This window comes from Variovorax guangxiensis (assembly GCF_003952165.1).
In the GTDB taxonomy this organism is placed as follows: domain Bacteria; phylum Pseudomonadota; class Gammaproteobacteria; order Burkholderiales; family Burkholderiaceae_C; genus Variovorax; species Variovorax guangxiensis.
This window is the reverse complement of record NZ_RXFT01000008.1, coordinates 221321-243021: the sequence shown is the minus strand read 5'-3', so window position 1 is coordinate 243021 and position 21701 is coordinate 221321. Positions and strand designations below refer to the sequence as shown.

Here is a 21701-nt window from a genome sequence, read left to right as displayed (position 1 = left end):
CGTCCTGCATCCGATTCATGTCGCAGGGAGTTCCAGATGGCCAGACCGAATCCTCTCAGAGACGTGACTGCCCTCCCCTCGCCCGCGGAGGACGACCGGTCGCAGGATGCCAACGGCCCCGGAAACGAGTTCGGGCGCGCAGGGCGAATCGGCGTGTGGGCCCTGATCGCCGGACTCGGCGGATTTCTGCTGTGGGCCGCATTCGCTCCGCTGGACGAGGGCGTGCCGAGCCAGGGGCAGGTCGCCATCGACACGAAGCGCAAGGCCGTCCAGCACCAGACCGGAGGCATCCTCAAGGAGGTGCGGGTCGGCGAAGGCGATCAGGTCCAGGAAGGCCAGCTGCTGTTCAAGCTCGACGACGCCGCGGCCAGGGCGAGCTTCGAAACCGTGCGGCAGCGTTACCTGGGATTTCGCGCCATACAAGGACGGCTGCTGGCGGAACAGGGCGGGCAGGACGCCATCGACTTCCATCCGGACTTGCAGGCGGCTGCCACGGACCCGCTGATCCGTCAGCAGATGTTCAACCAGGAGCAGTTGCTCAGGTCGCGCCGCGCCGCCTTGCGCGCCGACCTGCAATCGATCGAGGAGAACATCCAGGGCCAGCAGGCCTTGTCCCAGGCTTACGCAAGCATGCTGAGCAGCCGCCGGACCCAGCTTTCGCTTCTCGACGAGGAGCTGACCCAGACACGCAAGATGGTCGCCGAAGGGTATGCCCCGCGCAACCGCCAGCTGGAGATGGAACGCCAGGTCGCGGAATCGGGCACCTTCATTGCCGAACTCATCGGCAACATGGGCCGGGCCCGGCGGTCGGTCGCGGAGCTTCGCCAGCGCGCCATCGCCAGGCAGCAGGAATACCACAAGGAAGTGGAGACGCAGCAGGCGGAAGTCAGCCGCGAGGTGCAGGGAGACTTCGAGAAATTCCTCGCCCTGCGGGACGAACTGGGCCGCACCGAGATCCGCTCGCCCGCTTCGGGCCAGGTGGTGGCACTGGTGGCACAGACCGTGGGCGGCGTGATCGCACCCGGGCAGAAGCTGATGGATGTGGTGCCCGCCAACGAGCCCCTGCTGCTCGAAACGAGAGTGCCGCCTCATCTGATCGACCGCGTCCACGCCGGCATACCGGTGGACGTGCGTTTCTCGACCTTTGCCCATTCCCCGCAGCTCGTGGTGCAGGGCAAGCTGGTTTCGGTCTCCGGCGATCTGCTGACGGACCCCCAGACCAACGCGAGCTATTTCCTCGCGCGGGTGGCGGTGACCCAGGAGGGCCTGAAGAAGCTGGGCAAGCGTTCGCTGCAGCCGGGCATGCCGGTCGAGGTGGTTTTCAAGACAGGGGAACGCTCTCTGCTCGTCTACCTGCTGCATCCGCTCACCAAGCGTGTCGCGGCCTCCATGACGGAAGAATGACCCGTGAAAAGGAACGTGCTGGCATTCGCCGCTGCCGGTCTTCTCTGGGGGCCGGCCTGGTCGCTCGACTTGTCCCAGGCCTACGCGGCGGCGCTGGAACAGGACTCGACGATCCGGTCGGTGCGGGCAGCCACCGACGCCCGGCGCGAACGCCTGCCGCAGGCCCGCGCGCAACTGCTTCCCAACTTGTCGGCGAGCGTCTCGCGCCATCGGAACTGGCTGGAAAGAACTTCGCCCGACGCATCAGGGCAACTCGTCACGTCCGACCTGCGCTACACCAGCAGCAGTGAAGTGCTGAGCCTGAGGCAACCCATCTTCCGCATGTACCAGATGGCCGACTACCGTCAGGCGCAGGCCCAGGTCGACGATGCCGAGGCGGTTCTCGAACGCGAATTGCAGAACGTCGGCGTTCGGGTGAGCGGCGCCTATTTCGAGGCGCTGCTGGCCGAGGAGCATCTCGCGCTGGTGCTCTCGCAAAAGACGGCGTACACGACCCAGCTCGATGCCGCGCAGAAGCGGGTCGGCGCAGGCTTCGGCACGCGCACCGACATCGACGAGGCACGCGCGGCCCTCGACCTCAACGTCGCGCAGGAACTGGAGGCGCGCCAGAACCTGGACTTCACGCGCAGGCAACTCCAGAGCCTGGTCAACCGCCCGATCGACGGGCTGGCGCCGCTGGACCCGCTCCGGATGCGGCTCGTGCGCCCGACGCCCGACCGGGTGGAAGACTGGATCGAGCAGGCCGGGCTCAACAGCCCGGAACTCCGGTCGCTCGGCGCCCAGTTGGAAGCGGCCAGGCACGAGCTGGAGAAGGCGCGGGCGGGCCACTATCCGACGCTGGATGCCATCGCCCAATGGTCCCGCAACGACAGCGACACCATCACCAGCATCAAGACCCGCTACAGCAACAGGTCCATCGGCTTGCAACTCAACATTCCCCTGTATTCGGGCGGCCATGTGAGTTCCACCGTGAGGCAGGCGCATGCAGGCCGGCAGCGGGCGGAAGAAGACCTCGAAGCCTTGCGCCGCGACCTCGGCGTTCGGCTGCATCGTGAATTCCGCGGCGTGACTGAAGGCATCCTGAGGGTCAAGGCCCTCGAACAGGCGGTGCGTTCCGCGGAGCAGGTCGTCATCTCGAACCGGCGCTCGTTCGAGGCCGGCAGCCGCACCTTGCCCGACGTGCTGAACGCGGAGCAGCAGAAGGTCTCCGCGCAGCGCGATCTGGCTCAGGCTCGCTTCGTCTACCTGATGTCGCGGATACGGTTGCAGGCGCTCTCGGGCGGCGACAAGGCCGAAGTCATCGACGAGATCAACGGCTGGCTCACGCGCTGACGGCGGCGGCGATCCGGACCGGCAGGCCGGAGACGCACAGGCGCCAGACCCACTAGGCGTGCTGGACGCGCTCGAAGCGAGCCGGTCCCTCCACCGTCCAGCCGCTGCCGCCGGCCGGATCGAGGTCGCGGTGGCACTGCGTGAGCCCGTCGTCCAGGTCGAGGGTGACGCCGATCCGCCAATGGCCGGTGGCGCCCCGCTCCACCTGCAGCACTGCGAAGCCGTTGCCGATGCCCACGGCCGCCGTGACCATGGTGGCGCCGGGTTCGAACTGGCCGTCGAGCCAGAAGGCGTCGGGCCGCGCATTGACGAAGGTCCAGGGTGCATAAAGTCCCGAGGACACCACCGAGATCACCTCCACGGGCCCGCCCGATGCCTGCAGCCAGAGGCTCGACACGCTCGACATGTGGCGGTCGCCCGACAGCACCACCACGTGGCGCGCGCTGATGTCGCGCAGCAGTTCGAGCAGCGCGCGCTGCGAGGCCGGGTAGCCGCTCCAGTCGTCCAGCCCCAGGCGCTGCGCCGGGTCGCCGAAGATGGCCGCGCGCGGCATCGGGAACAGCGCCACGGGCGACACGATGAACTTGGGCAGCCCGGCGGGCGCGGCCTCGAGCCACTTCCTCAGGTCGGCCATGCCGGCTTCGGTACGGATCGCCGCCTGCTCCAGCGGCGCGGCACTGGCCACGGCTTGCCCGGCGGTGCGCAGCACCCGCTGCTGGCGCGTGCTGCGCGTGTCGAGCATGTAGAACGGAAAGCCGGCCGGCGCAATGCTGTAGTCGAAGGGACGCTGGTCGCGTCGCCGGCCCATGTCGCGCACCAGCTTGTGCTGCTGCGAGAAGTAGCCGTCGAGCGCGGCGCGCACGGCCGGCGTTCCATAGGGGTCGGGGCCCGGCTCCCAGTCGTCCATCACCTCATGATCGTCGAGCAGCGGATAGGTCGGCAGCGAGGCCATCACCTGGCGCAGCGCCTCCAACCTGAAGGTGAGCGCATAGGCCTGGCCGACGTCGTCGCCGCCCGCCGGCACGAAGAGCCCCGCAGTCTGGTCGACATACACCTGGTCGCCGGCCAGCACCAGCAGTTGCGGCTTGTGCGGCGGCGCGAGTACCTCGAGCCGCCGCGCGAGCCGCCGGTACGACGCCTGTGCGGGCACGCGGTCGACCAGGCCCGGCACGTACTGGCAACTGGCGAGCGCGAAGCACAGCGAGGCCTGCGCGGGCTCGTCCTCGCGCTGCACGGCGCCCATCCATGCGGGGTCGAGGCGCACCACGGCACGCTCGCGCTGCGCGTCGGTCGCCGCGTCCAGCGTCTGCATCACCTGGCGGCGAACGGGCTCGATCGGCTCGTCCTGCGGCAGCGCGAACAGCCCGCCCGCCAGCCGCCTGCCCAGCACATCGACAGGGCCGCGCGCAATGGGCAGGTCGTCGTGCGCCGTGAGCACCGCGAAGCCCTGGTACTCGTCGAGCCGGTCGTCGAAGAGATCGACTTCCACCGCCTCCTGCAGGAGTTTCTCGCGCGTGGTCTGCAGTCCCACCATCCATGCGAAGTCGAAGCACCATCGCCCGCCCCGGCGCCACGCGGGCACGAAGACCACGGCGCGCGCCGACACATGCGCGGGCGGCGGGCGCAGCGCCAGCCGGCAATGCAGCCGGCCCTCGTTGCCTGCCACGCGGCTCGCATGGCCGAGCCACGGGCCGGTCCACGGCAGGCTGGCCCGCCAGTCGGGCGGCACCGGCGTGTCGGGGCCGGGCTTCCTGTCGAAGGCCTCGAAGAACCTCACGATGTGCGGGAACACGTCGCTGCAGGCCTTCTCGCCGATCAGCGTGTCCTGGTGGCCGTAGGCGCCGAGCACCAGCAGCTGGTGCGGGGTGCCTTCGCCGAGGAAGAGGTTCTCCCCGGCAGGGTTCGAGGCGTTCGGGGCGTTCGACGGGTCCGGCAGCTCGGGCGGCTCCCGCGACAGGCCGCCGTCCTTGCCGAACACGCGCTTCAGGAGCCAGAAGCTCTCGTACGAGCCGCGCCAGTCGAACACCGCGTTGCGCTGCCCGTGCAGCATGAACACCGGGAAGCCGAAGCGCTCGCCGAGCAGTTCGAAACCGACCGCGTGGCCCTGTCCGCCGGCATCGGTCAGCACCTCTTCGCGGACGTAGTTGCCGACCTGGGCAAGGCCCCTCAGCTTCACGAAGCCGTAGATCGAATCGAGCGCGTCGAGCGTGTCCTTGCCGATGTTGTGCAGCCGCATGGTCTGGCCGAAGATGGCATCGGCCCTGTGCCGCACTGCCGCGAAGCCCGGTGCCTCGCGCAGGCGCTGCGCCTCCCCGTCGTCGTCGGGATAGGGAAATGTCGCCAGCAGGCCGTCGACCAGCAGGCGCTTCATGTGCGTCAGCACGGGCCGCGTGTCGAACTCGTCGATGCCGATGAACTGCTGCAGGTAGCCCGCCACATAGCCCCGGAAGCGGTTGAAGGCCGTGGCGCGCAGCAGCGGCCCCACCTGCGACAGCACCACGGCACCGATGGACGCGTGCAACTCCGGCAGGCGCAGCACCGCCACGCTGAACATGGCGGCGCCGATGCAGTGCGCCACCACGTCGACCTGGACAGGCGCCGCTTCGTCGGGCGTGGCGTATGCCGCCTGCACGGTGCGCAATGCGTCCGGAATGTCGGCCTGCGCCACTTCGTCGAACGACCAGTAGGGCCGCGGCCGGCACGAGAAGCCGATGCTGGTGCGCAGGTCGAGCACCCAGACTTCGCGCCCGGCCGCGAGCAGGCTGTGCACCAGGTTGCCGGGAATGCTCTTGTGCGCGAAGGTGGAACCGCTGGCCCCGTAGCCATGGATCAGCATCACGGGCCGCGTGCCCGCGCGGCGCGCCGGCGGGCGGTAGCGCGACAGCAGCCGCGGCGGCGCGCTGCCCGGGCCGGCGGCGGTGTCGAGCTCGACCGGCTCGGGCCGTATGCCATGCACCTCGCCGGGCAGCCGCTCCCAGTCGCGCTTTGGCGAATCGGGCGGCGGCACGAAGTGCAACAGGTGAATGTGCAGCACGATGCGCAGCACCCACAGCGCCAGCTCGGCCAGGTCGCCCAGCTGGTTGGGCATGTCCTGCTGATGTTCCACGCGCAGCAGCGGCTGGAGCTTCTCGACGAAGTAGGAAGGGTCCAGCACCATCCGGCCCAGCGGCTCTTCACCGAGGGGGCCGATCCGCTTCAGTTCGCCCTCGCTCAGCTGCCGCCATGGGTTGCCGCCCTCGACGAATGCGATGCGCTTGGTGAGGCGCAGCCGGTCGCCCTCCTTCAGCGGCGCGCCGTGCTCCACCCGCGCCACCGTCCAGTCATATTCGATGAGGCGCGCCTGCCCCAGGTGCGAGCACAGCGCCATCAGGTCGGCCATGACCGGGCCGTCGAAGGCAAGGCCTTCTTCGCCCTCGTCGTCGCCGTTGCCGCCGTTCGGGCCCGCCATGGCCGCGCGCGAAGGCAGCAGCACCTCCGCCAGCGCCTGCAGCTTCTTGCGCGCCAGCGCGTGGCTGCGCAGGATGCGTTCGATGCTGTCGCTCTTCTCGCGCACCAGCATCGATGCGGTGCCGGTGCAATGCGCGACGGGCGCGTCGTCGCCCTTGCCGAACCGCAGCACCACCATCGGCTGCGCCAGCGCGCGCGGCGCCGCGCGCAGGGCCGGTACGTCGAAGGGCTCGAATTCCACCTCGGCGCTCAACGCGAAGTCCTGGCCGTCGATGTGCACCCGGCCCGTCATCCGCTCGCGCAGGGAGACGCGCGTGGGCGCGGGTGCGCGGGGTCGGGTCAGGTCGCGGCGCAACGGGCGCTCCGATGCCGGGGGCTGCGGCGAATCGGCCAGCGCCAGGCCCCAGTCCGCGGCCAGCACCGGCACTGCGCGCTCGGCCAGTGCCGCGATGGTGAGCGAGGGATTGATGCCGAGCGACACCGGCACGATGGAGCCGTCGAGCACCGCCAGGCCGGGCAGCAGCGCGGCGGCACCGGCAGCAGCGCCGCCGTCGTGGACGCGGCCCCAGCCGTCGACCACGCCGCGCTCGCGCCCGTCGGCCATGCGGCAGCCGCCCAGCGGGTGCACCGTGAACACCGAGCCCGCCGCGTCCACCAGCGACTCGAGGCTGCGAAACGGCGGGAGCGGATTCCAGAGCGGGTTGGGCAGCACGCGTCCGCCGAGCCCGCCGGCGCCGTCGTGAGCCACATGCAGCGCACGCGTCTGCGCCGCGAACACCGGCAGGGCCGCGACCTTGTTCCACGCGACGCGCACCTGTGCGTCGGCCAGCACCGCATCGCTGCCGCCATGGCCGACCGGTTCGATGGTGCCGGCGGCGCCGTCGTCGCCCATCATTCCGTAGACCGGCGTGCGGCGCAGCATGTCGTCGTCCACGGCCAGCGGATCGCGCCCCTCGTCCGGCGCGTGAAGGTCGAGGTCCATGCGCGCGAGCGCCTGCAGGGCGTCCGTGGTGCTCACCACCTCGGCGAGCAGGCGGCGCAGCGGCGCGGGAATGGCGAACTCCTCGATCACCAGCGGGCGCTCGCCCTGCTTCGCGCGGGTGCGCAGCAGCCCGGTGATGGTCGGCCCGACGCCGCGCTGCGCCGGTGCGTCGCCTTCAGCCGCGCAGGACAGCGCCTCGTCGTCTTGCGCGGCCGCCACCGCGATCATGTCGCCATTGGCGGAGAAGCCCGCGCCCAGCGCCTGCGAGACGGGCAGGCCCGCGGCCCTGGAGCGCAGCAGCAGCTCGGTGGAACCCAGCGTGCCCGCGGCCACCACCACCCGCCGCGCGCGCACCACATAGGGCCGGGTGTTGTCGGTGCGTGCCTTGCGCCGGTCGGTGAAGAAGAACTCGACCGCATAGCCGGCCCCCGCCGGCAGGGCCACGATGCGGTGCGCAGTGCCGCCGGTGAACAGGCGCGCGCCCCGCGCATGGGCCAGCGCCAGGTAGTTGGTGTCCAGCGATTTCTTTGCACGGTGGTTGCAGCCGCTCACGCAGTCGCCGCAGCGCAGGCAGCTGTGCATCGCCACCTGGGCCGGCGTGCGCGTGCCGTCCGCGAAGGCGATCGCGACGTGGGCCTTGCCGCTCGCCGCGTGCAGCCGCGCACCGGCTTTCAGCAGGGAATCGAGCTTCGGGACGCTCTCGGGGATCTGTTCCAGGCCCAGCATGGCCTCGGCCTTGCCGTAGCCATCCGCCAGCGCGGCGAGGTCGAGGCCCGTGGGCCAGGCGCCACCCTCGAAGGCATCGGACGTTGCACGCTCCATCACCGCCGCGTTGATGAGCGACCCGCCGCCCAGCCCATTGCCGAGCAGCGCGTTCACATCGCCGCCCAGACGCAGGTCGAACAGCCCCGAGGGGTTGCCGCGCGCGGGCCTGCCGTCCTGCATGCTGAAGCGCACATGCCCCGGCAACTCGGCAAAGGTCGCCGGAAATTCGCCCGGCAGGTATTCGCTGCCGCGCTCCAGCACGTAGACCCTGACCGGTCGCCCGCCCGGTGCGGTGCCGGACTGTGCGTTCACCGGCAGCGCGCCCGCCAGCCGTGCCGCCGCCACCGCGCCGCCGTAGCCGCTGCCGATGACCAGCACCTCGCAGTGCAGCGCGTCCGGCGGCGCCGCGACGATCTCGCGCACCAGCACTTCAGCACCCTCCGAGAGCAGGCGGTCACCCAGGGCATCGTCATGGTGGTGGCCGCCATTGTTCATGTTCGACTCCTCGCGGGTCGGTCGCGGATTCAGGAACCTTCGATGGCCGCGGCCAATGCACGGCCGAGCCGCTGGTCATCGACGGGCTTGCGCAGCAGCGGCAGCGCCTGTCGCCGTGCCGCCTCGACCACCGCCGGATCGGTATCGGCCGTGACCATGACGACGGGCAGCGCGGGCTGTGCGCGGCGCTGCTTGCGCAGGCGCTCGGCGGCATCGAAACCCGAGAGGCCGTCGCCGAGCCGGCAGTCGACCACCACCGCGTCGGGCTCGTCGATGTGCCCCAGCGCTTCGTCCAGCGTGGCGGCCGGGAGCACGCGGCAGCCCATCGCTCCCAAAGCGTTGAGGTAGGCGCCGCGCACCATCGGGTCGTCCTCCAGCACCAGCACGCAGCGCCCGGCCAGGCTCCACTGCGAACCTGCGCCGTCACCCTCGAAGCATTCGGCGCCGGCGGTTGAGGCGCGCGGCAGCCGCAGGCGAAAGCAGGCACCCGCGCCGAGGCTGGATTCGAGCTCCACCGGCACGTCCAGCAACTCGGCCATCCGCCGCACGATGCCCAGGCCGAGGCCATGCCCCGCGGTGGTCGCAGCGAGCGCGGCGCCGGGGCCCGTCGCGTGGAGTTGCACCAGGTCCTCGAACACGATCCGATGGTTCTCGGGTGCGATGCCGGGGCCGCTGTCCTGCACGGTCAGCTCGACCTCGGCGTCCGGTGCATCCCGCGTGCAGGCCCGCACCACGACCTGCCCTTGCGCAGGCGAGAACTTGATCGCGTTGTCGACGAGATTGGCCAACATGCGGCGCAGCAGGTCGGGGTCGGTGCGCACCTCCAGGCCGGGCGGGCAGGTGGTGTGCAGGCCGATCTGGCGCGCCGCCGCCGCGGCGCCGAAGCTGGCCATCACGGCCGTCAGCAGCCGGTCGATCCGCACGGGCTGGGGCTGGGCCACCACCACGCCGGCATCGAGTTTCGAGACGTCGAGCAAGGCATCGAGCATGGCGCGCAACTGCTCCAGGCTGCTGTCGACCACTTCGACGATCGCGCGCGCATCGGGCGCCATCGCCACGTGCCGCAGCGCCCCCACGTTGAGCGCCATCGCCTGCAGGGGCTGGCGCAGGTCGTGGCTGGCACCGGCCAGGAAGCGGCTCTTGTCGTTGTTGGCGCGCACCGCCTGATCGCGGGCGATGGCGAGCTGCGCGCGCTCGAACTCCAGCGATGTGGCCAGCGCCTGGTTCTCCGCGCGGATGCCGAACGACTCCTCGAAGGTCTGCAGGTTGCGCCGGGCAAAGCGCGTCTGCACGCCGAAGAACATCAGCACCAGCGCACCCACGCCCCAGCCGAGCCAGCCGCCGGCCATCAGCCACATGGCCGCCGTGGGCACGAAGAGCAGCCCCGCGTAGGCCAGGAAGGCGGGCATCACGGTCGCGCTGGTGGAAACGGCGCCCGCGCCCCAGGACACAAGGATCATCGTGAGGACCGCATCCAGCGTCGGATCGAGCCGTGTCATGAACAGCGCCGCGGAGCCATTGCAGGCGCCGATCAGCACGTTCCAGCGAACGGTGGCGCGCAGCCGCGCGGCGATCGGGCGCGCCCGGTCGGCGGCCATGCGCGCGAGCGCGGCGGCACGCCACTCGCGGCTGGCGATCACCGCCGCGAACCAGCCGAGCACCCAAGGCGCCGGAACGTCGCGCCAGACGATGGCCGCAACGACGACGGCGGTGAGCAGGATCTGCCAGCGCAACCCCACGGCCTGCTCGGCGACCACCTGCAGGCGCCGTTCGTCCAGTTCGTCGGGCGCGGCCGGCATGTTCAGGCGGCCTCGAGCGCCCATGCCGCCTGCGCGTCGAAGACGCGGCACATGGCATCGGTGCGGTTTCGCGCGCCAAGCGCGCGGTAGACCATCGACAGGTGCACCTTCACGGTGCCCTCGGCGATCAGCAGTTGGCGCGCGATCAGCTTGACCGGCATGCCCCGCATCGCCAGCGCCAGCACCTGGCGCTGGCGCGGCGACAGCTCGACGCGCAGGAAGCCGGCCAGATCCTCGCGCGGCAGCTCGTCGGGGTCGCGCGCGCGGGTCACGTCGTCGGCCAGCACGAACTCGGCCGGCAGGTAGATCCGGTGGCGCAGCACCACCCGCAGGGCGGCCTCCATGTCCTCGAGCCGGTACGACTTGGGAATGAAGCCGGCCGCGCCGGCCTCGATGACCTCGCGCACGCGCTGCGGCGAGCTTTCCGCCGATTGCATGCACACGGGCGCGGCCTCGAAGTGCGCCTTCACGGCCTTGAGCGCGGCGAGCCCGGAGAGTCGGGGCAGGTGGTAGTCGAGCAGCAGCAGGTCGACACCGGCGGGGTCCAGCTGGCAAGCCTCCTCGGCGTCCCGCACCGCTTCGAAATGAAAGGGACGGCCGGGTTCGATCTCGGCGGCCATTCGCTCCAGCAGGAGTCGGGTGCCGTTCCAGACGATCTCGTGGTCGTCGACCAGAAGAACCTTCATACAGACCTCGCGTCTACGGTGGCTCTCCCCGTCCTGAATGCAGGTTAGCGCAAAGCAACCCAATAAGCGAGTGCGCGCACCTACACCAACGGCCTAGTCGGATGGCCACGCCGGCACCGCGCCGGAGACTAGGCGCTGCGTTCAATTGTTGCGGCGGGCGCCGCGCGGAAGACTGGCTGCATCGATCGCCACTTTGCATCCGATGCACCGAGGACCGCCATGAACACCCCGAAGTCATTCGCCGCGCTGCGTACCGCATGGGAGCCCCTTGCGTACCGGTTCTGCCTCCTGGCGCTCCACCACGCGGTGTTCGCCCGCGCTCTGTGCGCCGCGGCCATGGCCGCGGTCTCGCTGCTGGCGGGCTGCGCCACATTGCCCGGCAACGTGCACCGGGTCGCGTCGCAGGCACGCACGGACGTCGGGGACAGCGCGCTCGCACGCATCGCCGCCGCGTCGCTGCCGGACCCGGACGGCGCGATGCCCGGGATATCCGATGTGTCCGGCGTGCGCCTGCTGCCGAGCGGTGACCAGGCCCTCGACGCGCGCATCGCGCTCGCACGGGCCGCACGGCATACCGTCGATGCGCAGTACTACGTGGTGGCCAACGACACCTCGGGCCGCCAGTTCCTGCGCGAACTGCGCGACACGGCTCGACGCGGCGTGCGTGTGCGCCTGCTGGTCGACGACCTGTACGCGGGCGGAGAAGACGAGTTGCTGGCCGGGCTGGCTGCGCACGCCAACGTGGAGGTGCGCGTCTTCAATCCGCTGCCGGTGCGCAGCGGCGGCCTGCGCACGCGTGTGCTGCTGTCGCTGCACGAGATCGGCCGCGTGAACCGGCGCATGCACAACAAGCTCTTCATTGCCGACAACAGCTTCGCCATCACGGGCGGGCGCAACATTGCCGACGAATACTTCGGGCGCAGCAAGCCGGCGAACTTCATCGACATGGACGCACTGCTGGCCGGGCCGGCGGTGCGGGCGCTGTCGGCGAGCTTCGATGCATTCTGGAACGGACCGCTGTCGTACCCGTTCGAGGCCATCGCGGCCGCAGACCGTCCGGCGCCGGCCCATGCGCGCGAACGCTTCTCCGCACTGGTGCACGATCTCGGGCGCTTGATGCCCCCCGCCGGCGAACGCGACGCGCTGGGGCGCGGTCCGGTCGGCGCGCAGCTCGCGCAGGGGCGGGTCGAGCTGGTTCCCGCGAAGGTGCGCGTGGTGGCGGACGCAGTGGTGCAAGGCCTCCTCGCGGGCGATGCCGGCGGCAGCGTCGAAGAAGCCGGAACGCCGAAAGGCCGAGAGGGCGCGGTCATGGCCGCGAACCTCGACCTCTTGCGCACCGCACGCTCCGAGGTGCTCGTCGTCTCGCCCTACTTCGTACCCATGCCCCGCATGATCGAGGCGCTCACTCATGCGAGCCGCGAGGGTGCGAGCGTGTCGGTGATGACCAACTCGCTAGCCACCACCGACGAGCCGCTGGTGCACTACGGCTACGCGCGCTACCGCAGCACGCTGCTTCAGATGGGCGCCGCGCTGTACGAGCTGATGCCGGCCGGCGAACCGCAACCGGCCTGGAGCGACACCGAAAGCGGCCGCGGCTCGCTCGGCCGCCTGCACGCCAAGCTCGCGGTGGTAGACCGGCGCTGGTTCTACGTGGGGTCGATGAACATGGACCGGCGCTCGGCGCACTGCAACACCGAACTGGGCCTGATCGTCGACAGTCCCGCGCTTGCAAGCGAGCTGGCGGACCTGATCCATCGCATGCGCATGCCCGCGAGCTTCACCGTGAGCGAGACGCCGATGCGAGGCAGCCTGCAATGGAGCTTCCTGCGCGACGGACGCCGCTGGGTGCTGCATCGGGAGCCGGAATCGAACTGGGCCCAGCGGCTGCGCTGGTCGGTGCTGTCGCTGGTGGTGGACGAAGATTTCCTGTGACCGAGCGCCATCGTGCAGTCGCGAAAAATAGGTCACCGCAAGCGTTACCCGAGACTAATATTCAATGGTTCACGTGCGGTTCGGCACGAGGCTGCCGCGGACCAGTTGCTCACTCGTGCAAGGAGAGTAGCGATGACCAGTCCGATGAATGTCAACAAGCTTCAGACGAAATCCCATGACGAACCGGATGAGGTTCGCGAGCCCGAGAAGACCCGGGTCGAAGTGGTCCGCCTCGAGGGCTACACGCTCGGACGCTTCAGGTTCGAGCCCGGGTGGCGCTGGTCGAAGTGCATCAAGCCGGTCGTGGGCACGGACAGCTGCCAGGCGGCTCACGTCGGGTACGCGGTTTCCGGCCGGATCACCGTGCAGATGAATGACGGCTCGCAGACCGTCATCGAGGAAGGCATGTCGTACACCATTCCGCCGGGTCACGACGCATGGGTCGAAGGCGATGCCCCGTTCGTCGGCCTGGAGATGATGAGCGCGGAGGAATACGCGAAGTCCAGGAGCTGACGCAAGGTGGGAGGCCTCGGTTGCAGACTTCCTCTGGATGATCGAACGGGGATGCGATCCGCACGAGACTGCCGTCGGACCGACGATCGGCTGCAGCGGCGGCGGTCCCTGCGCCCGCGAAACCGTTCGACTCCTCCTGCTTCAGCGACACATGTTTGCCCTGACCCGCCTGACCATCGATCGCGCCAGAAAAGAACGCTTGCCCCAGGTCGCCGCAAGCCTGGCGTTCATCGTCGTATTCCTGGGCGTTTCCATGGGGCTCATCGCACACTGCCACCCTCGCTTGCCGTCGTGCTCGACCTCGGGCCGCTCGTGCTTGGCGTGGCTGCACTGACCAGCATGTTCTACCTCGTTCCGAACACCAAGGTGCGGTTGCGCGACGCCTTCGCGGGCGGCCTGATTGCCAGCATGGCCTTCGAGCTGGGCAAGCGCGGCTTCACCACCTACCTCGTCAAGATGCCTACGTACAAGGCGCTGTATGGAGCATTTGCGGTGCTCCCCATGTTCCTGCTGTGGGTCTATTTCTCGTGGCTGGTCACGCTGGTCGCGGCCATGATGACGGCCAACCTGGCGCTCACGCGGCGGCGGCCGGCGGGCAAGCCCGCCCGGGCCTAGCAGCCAGATGCTGTTCAGCAACGTGCGCCCGACCCTCTATGCCGGCATCGTTCGAGCCGTCAACCGAGCAGCAGCGAGGCCTCGTCGCGCCAGTAGGCCACGGCGGCCAGCCATCCTTCCCACACGCAGCCGTTGCAGCCTCGCCCGCAGCAAGTAGTGGGCTCGGGCGGCGGCGCGCGCATCGCAAGCCCTTCGGCATCGAGCATTGCCTGCAAGCGCGCGATGAGCGCTTGCGCGCTGGCGAGGTTCGTGGGTTCGGGCAGCCGGTCGATGGCGTTCATGGTGGGCAGATCTTCATGCGTCGAGATTCAGCTCCAGCCGCATCTTCGCTCCACCCGATTCGCTGGACCCGATCGTGAGCTGCCCGCCGTGCAGGCGCGCCACTTCGGCCACCAGATGCAGGCCCAGCCCCGCGCCACGCCCGCGCGGCACCAGCCGGTGGAATGGCGCCACCACGCGCTCGCGATCGGCCTCGGGAATGCCGGGGCCGGAGTCGAGCACCTCGAAGCCCGAGGGCTCCCACAGCCGCACCTGAATGTCGCAGCCCTGCCCGCCGTGCTCGATGGCGTTCTGGATCAGGTTGCTCAGCGCGCGCTCCAGCGAGGGCGCATCGCCGCGCACCCACAGTGGCTTCGGCGCTTCCACCGACAGCGTGCAGCGGTTCATGATGGCCAGCGGCGCGATGTCGCCCGCCACGCGCTCGCACAGCGCCTTCAGGTCGACCTGCTGGCGGTCTTGCACCGCCACATGGTCCAGCCGCTGCAGGTCGAGCAGCTGCTCGGCAAGCGTGGCGAGCCGCGCCGAGGCCTGCAGGAGCTTCACCTTGAGCGGGCCGTCCTGCAGGCCTTCGAGATGGATCTGCAGCGTGGTGATGGGCGTGCGCAGCTCGTGCGCAGCGTCGGCCAGGAAGCGCTCCTGCCGGTCGTAGCCTTCGTTGAGCCGGTCGAAGGCGCGGTTCACGGCGTTGACCAGCGGGCGGATCTCGCTCGCCACATTGGCCAGCGGCAGCCGCGTGGTGCGTTCGTGCACGTCGATGCTCTCGGCATGCTCGGCCGTGGCCACCACGCCCTTGAGGCCGCGCTTCACGACGAAGGGCGTGGCCAGGATCACGCCGAGGCAGGTCACCAGCGCCATCGGCGCCACCAGGAAAAGGAAGGCGATGGCGGTGCCCTTGAGCGTGTTCTTCACGGTCAGGGGGCTGCCCGTCTGCGTCATCACAGCCACCAGGCCCGCGCGCGTTTCCACGCGATCGAAACGAGCCTTGGGCCGGGTGTTGTCGCTCTCGGGGTTGATGGCCATGCGCTCCATGCCGTCGAGCGAATCGAAGAGCCTGGCGTAGCTGGGAGGCACGTCGCCGTTGCGCAACTCCGCGCCATGGCTGTCACGCGCGATGAACCAGAAAGGAGGATCGGCCTCCCGCAGGCGCTGAACCTCCGGCGTGGGCTCGATCGCCAGTTTTCCGTCGGGGCCGCGCACCAGCGCGCGCTGGATGGCCGTGATGGTCTCCTGCCCGGTCTCGTCGACCACGCGGCCCAGCACCCAGGCCAGGCCGAGAAAGCCACCCATCACCAGCGTGCCGACCACCACCTGCAGGAGGATCAGGCTCCAGATCAGCTGCCAGCGCAGCGAGAGCAGGCCTTGTCTCATGCGACCGTCATGCCGCCGGGGCGGGCCGCGCAGATCAGGTAGCCCACGCCGCGGATGGCATGTATCTCGACCTGCGCACCGGCCTTGTCGAGCTTGGAGCGCAGGCGAGAGACGTGCGTGTCGAGCGCGTTCGACTGGATGTCGTCCGCATGGCCGTACACGCGGTCCTGCATGGCCTCGCGCAGCACGGTACGGCCACGGTGCTCCAGCAGCGCTTCCAGCACCAGCAGCTCACGGCGCGGCAGGGTGAGGCACTCTTCGCCGACATGGGCCTGCCGCGTGTGATGGTCGAAGCGCAGCTGCCCCAGCGTCATGACGAGGTTCGCACGCACCGCGGGGCGCCGCGCCAGCGCACGCACGCGCGCCATGAGCTCGTCCATGGAGAAGGGCTTGGCGAGATAGTCGTCCGCGCCGCCGTCGAGGCTCAGCACGCGTTCCGCCACGTCGGTCATGGCTGTGAGTACCAGCACGGCGGCGGGAATGTCGTTCTGGCGCAGGAAGGCCACTAGCGAGAGGCCGTCGCCGTCGGGCAGGCCACGGTCGAGCACGATCACGTCGTGCTGCGCCGACAGCGCCGCGTCTTCGGCTTCGCGCAGCGAGCCCGCCACGTCGACCACCGCCTGGTTCTGCCGCAGCGCCGAGGCCAGGGCTTGAGCCAGATCGACTTCGTCTTCGACGAGCAGGATTCGCATGGGAGTACGTAGAAAAGGGAGACCAGTGAAAGGCCTGGCAGAGGCCAGGGCCGGCCATTCTAGGAGAGGACTTTTTTGCAACCGGCGCAATGTTCACGCAATGCAGTTGCATAAGCTGCAACGCCGATGACCCGTCGCGCCGCGCCCTCCTCACCCTTCCCCTCCTCGTGTCCTACACCCTGGTACGGGGCAGTGGGCCGTCGCATCGCCACGCATTGGGTGGCGAAGATGATCGGCACCACGGCGGGCATCACGGGCTTCTTCGTCCTCTACTTCTGGGTGATGCACAACCCGCCGACGCCGCCCACCGTGATGCCGCTCACCGCGCTCGATCACTGGGTGGGCGTGAGCGACGAGGCGATGCTCCTGTACGGCTCGCTGTGGTTCTACATCTCGCTGCCGCCCGCCTTCGCCAAGGACTGGGCCGAGTTGCGCGCCTGTGCGCGCGATGCCGCACTGATGGCGGGCATGGGCCTGGTGGTCTTCTGGTTCTTTCCGACGACGGTGCCGGCATTCGCGGTCGACTGGGCTCAATACCCGTCGCTGATGTTCCTCAAGAACGCCGACGCGGGCGGCAATGCCTTCCCGTCGTTGCACGTGGCCTTCGCTGTGTTCACCGCGGTGCTGCTGCAGCGTCAGCTTCGCGAGGTGCGCGCGCCGGCCTGGGTGCGCGTGCTCAATGTGCTGTGGGCCCTGGGAATCGTCTATTCGACGCTGGCGACGCGCCAGCATGTGCTGCTCGACGTGCTCGGCGGCACGCTGCTGGCGGCCGTCGTGAGCCAGGCAGGCACCGCGCGCGCCCGGCTGGCATGGAACGAGGCCTGAGCCCTTACCAGAAGATCCAGAGCGCCAGGCCGCCGAAGATGGCCCACTTCACGAGGTAGTACACGCGCTTGTCCCAGGCCTTCAGGCGCTTGCCGACCACGCGGATCTGGTAGATGTACTTGAACGCGCGGTTGATGCCGCCGGTCTTGTCGCCGGCATCGTTGGGCGACGCGGCGGCTGCCAGCAGGTTCTTCGCGAACCAGCGGTTGACCGCGCTGGCCCAGCGGTATTTCAGCGGGCGCTCGATGTCGCAGAACAGGATCACGCGGTCGTGGTCGGTCGTGTTCTCGGCGTAGTGGATGTAGGTCTCGTCGAACACCACGGCCTCGCCGTCGCGCCAGTGGTAGCGCTGGCCGTCCACGTCGATGTAGCAGCCCTCGACGCCCGGCGTCCACAGGCCCAGGTGGTAGCGCAACGAACCGGCGAAGGGATCGCGGTGGCGCACGAGGCGGCTGCCCGGCGGCAGCTCGGCGAACATGGCCGCCTTGATGGTGCCGATGCCCTTCAGCAGCTCGGTGGTACGCGGGCACAGCACGGCGGCCGAGGGGTGCGCATCGTCGTACCACTTCAGGTAGAAGCGCTTCCAGCCGCTCTTGAAGAAGGAGTTGAAGCCCACGTCGTTGAACTGGCTCGACGCCTTGATGCTGCCGCCGTTGCGCATGGCCAGCGCTTCCTCGCGGATCACTTCCCAGTTTTCCTCGAGCACGCGCATCTCGGGGAACTCGGCAGGCGACAGGTAGGGCGTACCCGGCACCTTCGAGAAAAGGTACATGAAGACGTTCAGCGGCGCCAGGAAGGTCGAGTGATCAGAGAGCTGCCTGAAGAAACGATGCCGTACCTGGCCGCGGAAATGAACGTAGAGCGCGCTGAGCGCGAAGATGGCAAGAATGACCCACTTCATGGGAAAGTGTCCTGTAAACAGCGCCGGGTAGTGTAATTCCTCGCCCCAATTCGGGGCTGACCACGCCCTTTATGCCCTTCGGCCCCTTTTTGCCATGCACCGGCGAACGTTTCAGCTGCACAGCATGGGTTGCGGCGCATCGGCGGTAGCCAGCGGCAGGCGCACGGTGGCCAGCAGGCCGCCACTCGCGGTTTCGCCCAGCGCCACCTCGCCGCCGTGCCGGTCGACCACCGACTTGACGATGGCCAGCCCCAGCCCGCTGCCGCTCTGGCTCTGGTCGGGGTTGCGGAAGAAACGGTCGAACACCCGCTCGCGCAGCGCGGCCGGCACGCCGGGGCCCTGGTCCGCCACCGTCAGCAGGGCCTGCTCGCCATCGCGCGACACATGCACGACCACCGTACCGTCGGGCGGGCTGTACTTGATGGCGTTGTTGATGAGGTTGTCGATCATCGAAACCAGGCTTTCGCGCTCGCCGAGCACCGGCACGCGGTCTTCGCAGACCAGCTCGAGCTCGATGTTGCGCGAGCTGGCCAGGCTCTCGATCATGGCCAGCCGGTCCTGCACCAGCGCGTCGAGCGACAGCATCACGGGCAGGGTGTTGTCCGAGACCGCGTCGCTGCGCATCAGCTGCAGCAGCTGCCCCACAAGGCGCGCCGCGCGGTCGTTGCTGCGCAGCAGGTTGCCCATGAGCTCGCGCTGGTGCTCGTCGGTGCTCTGCTCCTTCAGTGCCTCCACGTTCACGCGCATCGCGGCCAGCGGCGTCCGCAGCTCGTGCGCGGCGTCTGCGATCAGGCTGCGCTCGCGCGATGTGCTGTCGCGCACCCGCTGCAGCAGGCTGTTGATGCTCTGCACCAGCGGCTGCAGCTCCTTGTGCGGCGGGGTGTACGACAGCGGCGTGAGGTCGGCCGGCCCGCGCTCGGCGGTCTCCTGGCTCACGCGGCGCCAGGGCCGCAGCGCGAGGCGCACCGAAAGCCATGCGGGAAACACCAGGAAAGGCAGGCTGATGACCAGCGGCAGCAGGTAGTAGCCGCGATACATCACGGTGACGGTGAGCCGCCAGACGCTGGGCTCCGCCAACATCACGCGGATGTCGGAGTCGGGCGAGGCGATCGTGCGCGCGCGCCACTCGCGGTTGCCCGCCTTCACGGTCTCGATAAGGTTCGGCGCGGTGTTGAGGATGACGGGCACGGCCGCCGTCGAGCGGTAGACCAGCCTGTCGCCCTGCCACACCTGCATGACGGGCGAGGTGTCGGAGGCCGCATCGCCGTCGCCGATGGTTTCGAGCAGCGCGGCGTCGAAGGCGGCGAGCGTCTCCTGCTGCTTGTCGGGCCGGTCGGCGGTGTTCTTCGCGATGGAAATCACCGTCTGGAAGATCTTCTCGAACTTCAGCAGCTCGGGGTCTTCGTAGGAGTCGTACAGCAGAAGCGCGATGGCCATGGTCCACAGCAGGGCGACCACGCCCATCTGCGCAAGCAGCAGGCGCCGCATCAGGGAAGGTTGTTTCCAGTTCTTCCAGCGCTGCGCCAGCGCCTGAATCATTTCTGCGTGCTCCGCGCCAGCGATTGCACGTCGATCACGTAGCCGATGCCACGCACCGTGCGGATGTAGCCCTGGCCGATCTTCTTGCGCAGGTTGGAGATGTGCACCTCGAGCGAATTGCTGCCGTTGGCCTGGCCACCGGGCAGCACCTGCTCTTCCATCACGCGGCGCGTGACCACGCGGCCGGTGCGCTTGAGCAGGAGTGCCAGCAGGTCGAACTCGCAGCGCGAGAGCTCCACGGGCTCCCCGTCGACGATCACGCCGCGCGTGGGCTCGTGCAGCGCCAGCCCGCGCATGCGGATGGTCTCGTCGTTGAAGCCGTAGCTGCGGCGCGCGAGCGCACGAACGCGCGACAGCAGCTCGGCCAGCGCGAAGGGCTTGACCAGGTAATCGTCGGCGCCGTCGTCCAGGCTGCGCAGCCGGTCGTTGAGCGCGTCGCGCGCGCTGAGCACCAGCACCGGCAGCATCTGGCGGTCGCGGCGCAGGCGGAACAGCAGGTCGAGCCCGTCGCCATCGGGCAGGCCGAGGTCGAGCAGCACCATGTCGAAGGTGCCGCCTTCGAGCGTGCGCAGCGCGTCTTCGAGCCTGCGCACCCACACCACGTCCATGCCTTGATTGGCCAGCGCGATGCGCACGCCGTTGCCGAGGTCAAGGTCGTCCTCAACAAGCAAGAGATTCATGAGCCTCCACGTGAACTGAACACTCCGTCCCCGGAATGTGGCGGAAGTATCTGCCAAGCAATGTGGCCGCACTTCAGGAAATCTTCATGAACACCGAAGCAGGTCTTCAGGTGCGGCCGGGACACTGCGGCGATCGCCCCACCCCCATCGAATGGAGTATTGAAATGAATCCACCACACACCCCGCCTGCCACTCCCGACCGCAACAATCTCAGTCTCCTGCGACGAAGGGAAATTCTTCATGTCATCGCGCTTGGCAGCGCCGCCGGGCTTGCTGCCTGCGGAGGTGGCGGCAGCCACGGCGGCGCCGTCATCGGCCCAGGGACCGGAGCGGGATTGGGCGAGAGCCCTGCCGCGCCTCCACCCGCCGCACCCGGCGCCCAATCGAGCGCCACCCCGGCCACCCCCGCGGCCGCTGGCGGCACGAGCACGTCAAACGATGGCGGCGAGATCAAGGCATCGGTCATCGACCTCCGCCTGAAGGTATCAAACTCCCCCGACGTCTCGCTGCAGGTACGCGACTGGCAGCCATCCCGCAACAGCGGCCCGGTCTTCGTGTTTCTGCCCGGACTCGGTGCCAATGCACGCAGCTTCGACGGCCTTGCTGCCGGACTGTCCGCAAGGTCGCGCGTGATCGCGACCAGCCGCCGTGGCTATGGGCTCTCGGACAAACCGCTGCCCGAGAAGACCGCCACGCAGTACTACGACGTCGATACGCTCGTCGCCGACCTGAAGGCAGTGCTCGACGCGCTTGGCGTTCAGCGGGCGGTGCTCGGAGGCCATTCGATCGCGGGCAACGAACTCACCCGCTTCGCAGGCCTGTATCCCGAGCGGACGCAGGGCCTGATCTACCTCGACACGACCTTCGACTACACGGCGACCCCGGACAGCGTCGGCGAAGAGCCCCCGAAGAACCTTCTGCTCGAGGAGCCCAAGCCGACCCAGGAAGACGCGCGCTCGCTGCAGGCCGCCATCGCATTCGCCCGCCGGATATCGAAGAATTGGGGCCCCGTGCAGGAAGCGAACCTGCGCGACAGCCTCGAAATTCTTGCCGATGGGAGCGTGAGTCCCGGCACCCCCTCTGAAGTGAATGACGCCATGGAAACAGCCGCCCATTCCTATTCGCCCGACTACGAGTCAGTGCGCGCACCTTCGCTGGTGGTCACTGCACTGCCTTCGCAGCCCCGCGACATGTTTCCATGGCTGGAACTGCCGCTGGATGCCAAGACACAAGAAAGCGTCGCTGACTACATAAGCATCTTCCGCCGCGGACGCATCTCGGACTCGAACCGGCTCGCAGCTTCGCTCAGAACCACGAACCGCCTGACGCTGGACAATGCCAGCCACGGCGACTTCATCATGGAGCGCGAGGCCGAAGTGCTGCGCGCCATCCAGTTCATGACATGGGCCTGAGCCAGGATGGATGGCGAGCACATGTCCACCCGCCT

Annotated in this window: 17 protein-coding genes; 8 read left to right on the top strand and 9 right to left on the bottom strand. The window is 69.0% G+C overall.

Translation table 11 applies throughout. From position 1 onward, the window contains the following. Positions 1 to 36: 36 nt before the first annotated feature. Complete coding sequence (locus EJP67_RS20050) at positions 37 to 1404, top strand: HlyD family type I secretion periplasmic adaptor subunit (RefSeq protein WP_126023453.1); 1368 nt, start codon at positions 37 to 39, stop codon at positions 1402 to 1404. A 3-nt stretch (positions 1405 to 1407) separates the two neighbouring features. After that, a complete protein-coding gene (locus EJP67_RS20045) occupies positions 1408 to 2736 on the top strand; it encodes a TolC family outer membrane protein (protein WP_126023452.1) in 1329 nt (442 codons plus the stop codon). Between the two features lie 52 nt (positions 2737 to 2788). Here the strand turns inward: EJP67_RS20045 and EJP67_RS20040 are convergent, their stop codons facing one another. Genes EJP67_RS20040 through EJP67_RS20030 form a run of 3 tightly spaced genes read right to left on the bottom strand, consistent with a single transcriptional unit; the run spans position 2789 to position 10910 of the window. Beyond that, positions 2789 to 8425: an alkaline phosphatase D family protein gene (locus EJP67_RS20040; protein WP_126023451.1), complete on the bottom strand. Its 5637-nt coding sequence runs from the start codon at positions 8423 to 8425 to the stop codon at positions 2789 to 2791. Positions 8426 to 8454: 29 nt separating this feature from the next. Beyond that, positions 8455 to 10224, bottom strand: a complete 1770-nt coding sequence (locus tag EJP67_RS20035) for a hybrid sensor histidine kinase/response regulator (protein WP_126023450.1) — start codon at positions 10222 to 10224, stop codon at positions 8455 to 8457. A 2-nt stretch (positions 10225 to 10226) separates the two neighbouring features. Further along, on the bottom strand, positions 10227 to 10910 hold the full coding sequence (locus EJP67_RS20030; RefSeq protein WP_126023449.1) for a response regulator: 684 nt from the start codon (positions 10908 to 10910) through the stop codon (positions 10227 to 10229). 219 nt (positions 10911 to 11129) lie between these two features. Between EJP67_RS20030 and EJP67_RS20025 the strand changes: the two genes are divergently transcribed. The 4 genes from EJP67_RS20025 (at position 11130) to EJP67_RS33660 (ending at position 13970) form a co-directional block, all read left to right on the top strand. Next, on the top strand, positions 11130 to 12842 hold the full coding sequence (locus EJP67_RS20025) for a phospholipase D-like domain-containing protein (protein WP_126023448.1): 1713 nt from the start codon (positions 11130 to 11132) through the stop codon (positions 12840 to 12842). A 132-nt stretch (positions 12843 to 12974) separates the two neighbouring features. Beyond that, positions 12975 to 13355 (top strand): cupin domain-containing protein, encoded by a 381-nt coding sequence (locus EJP67_RS20020; protein WP_126023447.1) that lies wholly within the window; start codon positions 12975 to 12977, stop codon positions 13353 to 13355. Between the two features lie 151 nt (positions 13356 to 13506). Further along, positions 13507 to 13689 carry a hypothetical protein gene (locus EJP67_RS33665; protein WP_165909658.1) on the top strand — a complete coding sequence of 61 codons (183 nt, stop codon included), beginning with the start codon at positions 13507 to 13509 and terminating at the stop codon, positions 13687 to 13689. Next, positions 13677 to 13970 (top strand): YihY family inner membrane protein, encoded by a 294-nt coding sequence (locus tag EJP67_RS33660; RefSeq protein WP_165909657.1) that lies wholly within the window; start codon positions 13677 to 13679, stop codon positions 13968 to 13970. Before EJP67_RS33665 ends, EJP67_RS33660 begins: the two co-directional genes overlap by 13 nt. A gap of 59 nt (positions 13971 to 14029) precedes the next feature. Here EJP67_RS33660 and EJP67_RS20010 read toward each other — a convergent pair whose 3' ends face one another. From EJP67_RS20010 to EJP67_RS20000, 3 genes are read right to left on the bottom strand one after another with little or no spacing between them, the layout of a single operon-like run. Then, the gene (locus EJP67_RS20010) at positions 14030 to 14251 is read right to left on the bottom strand and encodes an oxidoreductase-like domain-containing protein (RefSeq protein ID WP_126023445.1); all 222 of its coding nucleotides are present in this window, start codon (positions 14249 to 14251) and stop codon (positions 14030 to 14032) included. 13 nt (positions 14252 to 14264) lie between these two features. Further along, positions 14265 to 15617 carry a sensor histidine kinase gene (locus EJP67_RS20005; RefSeq protein ID WP_126023444.1) on the bottom strand — a complete coding sequence of 451 codons (1353 nt, stop codon included), beginning with the start codon at positions 15615 to 15617 and terminating at the stop codon, positions 14265 to 14267. Beyond that, positions 15614 to 16309 (bottom strand): response regulator, encoded by a 696-nt coding sequence (locus tag EJP67_RS20000; RefSeq protein WP_126023443.1) that lies wholly within the window; start codon positions 16307 to 16309, stop codon positions 15614 to 15616. Before EJP67_RS20000 ends, EJP67_RS20005 begins: the two co-directional genes overlap by 4 nt. A 126-nt stretch (positions 16310 to 16435) precedes the next feature. Here EJP67_RS20000 and EJP67_RS19995 point away from each other — a divergent pair, with 126 nt between their 5' ends. Next, positions 16436 to 17134, top strand: coding sequence for a phosphatase PAP2 family protein (locus tag EJP67_RS19995; protein WP_240650711.1), 699 nt, complete (start codon positions 16436 to 16438; stop codon positions 17132 to 17134). A gap of 4 nt (positions 17135 to 17138) precedes the next feature. On the opposite strand, the gene lpxO is transcribed toward EJP67_RS19995, so the two are convergent. From lpxO to EJP67_RS19980, 3 genes are all read right to left on the bottom strand, one after another. Next, entirely contained in the window at positions 17139 to 18035 is an 897-nt protein-coding gene (gene lpxO / locus EJP67_RS19990; RefSeq protein WP_126023442.1) for a lipid A hydroxylase LpxO, read from the bottom strand. Positions 18036 to 18146: 111 nt separating this feature from the next. Continuing rightward, complete coding sequence (locus EJP67_RS19985; RefSeq protein WP_126023441.1) at positions 18147 to 19574, bottom strand: sensor histidine kinase; 1428 nt, start codon at positions 19572 to 19574, stop codon at positions 18147 to 18149. Further along, positions 19571 to 20254, bottom strand: coding sequence for a response regulator (locus tag EJP67_RS19980; RefSeq protein WP_019656979.1), 684 nt, complete (start codon positions 20252 to 20254; stop codon positions 19571 to 19573). Before EJP67_RS19980 ends, EJP67_RS19985 begins: the two co-directional genes overlap by 4 nt. A gap of 86 nt (positions 20255 to 20340) precedes the next feature. Between EJP67_RS19980 and EJP67_RS19975 the strand changes: the two genes are divergently transcribed. Then, entirely contained in the window at positions 20341 to 21666 is a 1326-nt protein-coding gene (locus EJP67_RS19975) for an alpha/beta fold hydrolase (RefSeq protein ID WP_165909656.1), read from the top strand. Positions 21667 to 21701: the final 35 nt, after the last annotated feature.

What these genes read in the sequence shown, in the direction of transcription:
- EJP67_RS20020 (WP_126023447.1), top strand. Translation starts at nt 12,975, where the DNA reads ATGACCAGTCCGATGAATGTCAACAAGCTTCAGACGAAATCCCATGAC.
- EJP67_RS20030 (WP_126023449.1), bottom strand. Translation starts at nt 10,910, where the DNA reads ATGAAGGTTCTTCTGGTCGACGACCACGAGATCGTCTGGAACGGCACC.
- EJP67_RS19995 (WP_240650711.1), top strand. Translation starts at nt 16,436, where the DNA reads ATGACCCGTCGCGCCGCGCCCTCCTCACCCTTCCCCTCCTCGTGTCCT.
- EJP67_RS20000 (WP_126023443.1), bottom strand. Translation starts at nt 16,309, where the DNA reads ATGCGAATCCTGCTCGTCGAAGACGAAGTCGATCTGGCTCAAGCCCTG.
- EJP67_RS20035 (WP_126023450.1), bottom strand. Translation starts at nt 10,224, where the DNA reads ATGCCGGCCGCGCCCGACGAACTGGACGAACGGCGCCTGCAGGTGGTC.
- EJP67_RS20025 (WP_126023448.1), top strand. Translation starts at nt 11,130, where the DNA reads ATGAACACCCCGAAGTCATTCGCCGCGCTGCGTACCGCATGGGAGCCC.
- EJP67_RS19980 (WP_019656979.1), bottom strand. Translation starts at nt 20,254, where the DNA reads ATGAATCTCTTGCTTGTTGAGGACGACCTTGACCTCGGCAACGGCGTG.
- EJP67_RS33665 (WP_165909658.1), top strand. Translation starts at nt 13,507, where the DNA reads ATGTTTGCCCTGACCCGCCTGACCATCGATCGCGCCAGAAAAGAACGC.
- lpxO (WP_126023442.1), bottom strand. Translation starts at nt 18,035, where the DNA reads ATGAAGTGGGTCATTCTTGCCATCTTCGCGCTCAGCGCGCTCTACGTT.
- EJP67_RS20050 (WP_126023453.1), top strand. Translation starts at nt 37, where the DNA reads ATGGCCAGACCGAATCCTCTCAGAGACGTGACTGCCCTCCCCTCGCCC.
- EJP67_RS20005 (WP_126023444.1), bottom strand. Translation starts at nt 15,617, where the DNA reads ATGAGACAAGGCCTGCTCTCGCTGCGCTGGCAGCTGATCTGGAGCCTG.
- EJP67_RS20010 (WP_126023445.1), bottom strand. Translation starts at nt 14,251, where the DNA reads ATGAACGCCATCGACCGGCTGCCCGAACCCACGAACCTCGCCAGCGCG.
- EJP67_RS19985 (WP_126023441.1), bottom strand. Translation starts at nt 19,574, where the DNA reads ATGATTCAGGCGCTGGCGCAGCGCTGGAAGAACTGGAAACAACCTTCC.
- EJP67_RS20040 (WP_126023451.1), bottom strand. Translation starts at nt 8,425, where the DNA reads ATGAACAATGGCGGCCACCACCATGACGATGCCCTGGGTGACCGCCTG.
- EJP67_RS19975 (WP_165909656.1), top strand. Translation starts at nt 20,341, where the DNA reads ATGAACACCGAAGCAGGTCTTCAGGTGCGGCCGGGACACTGCGGCGAT.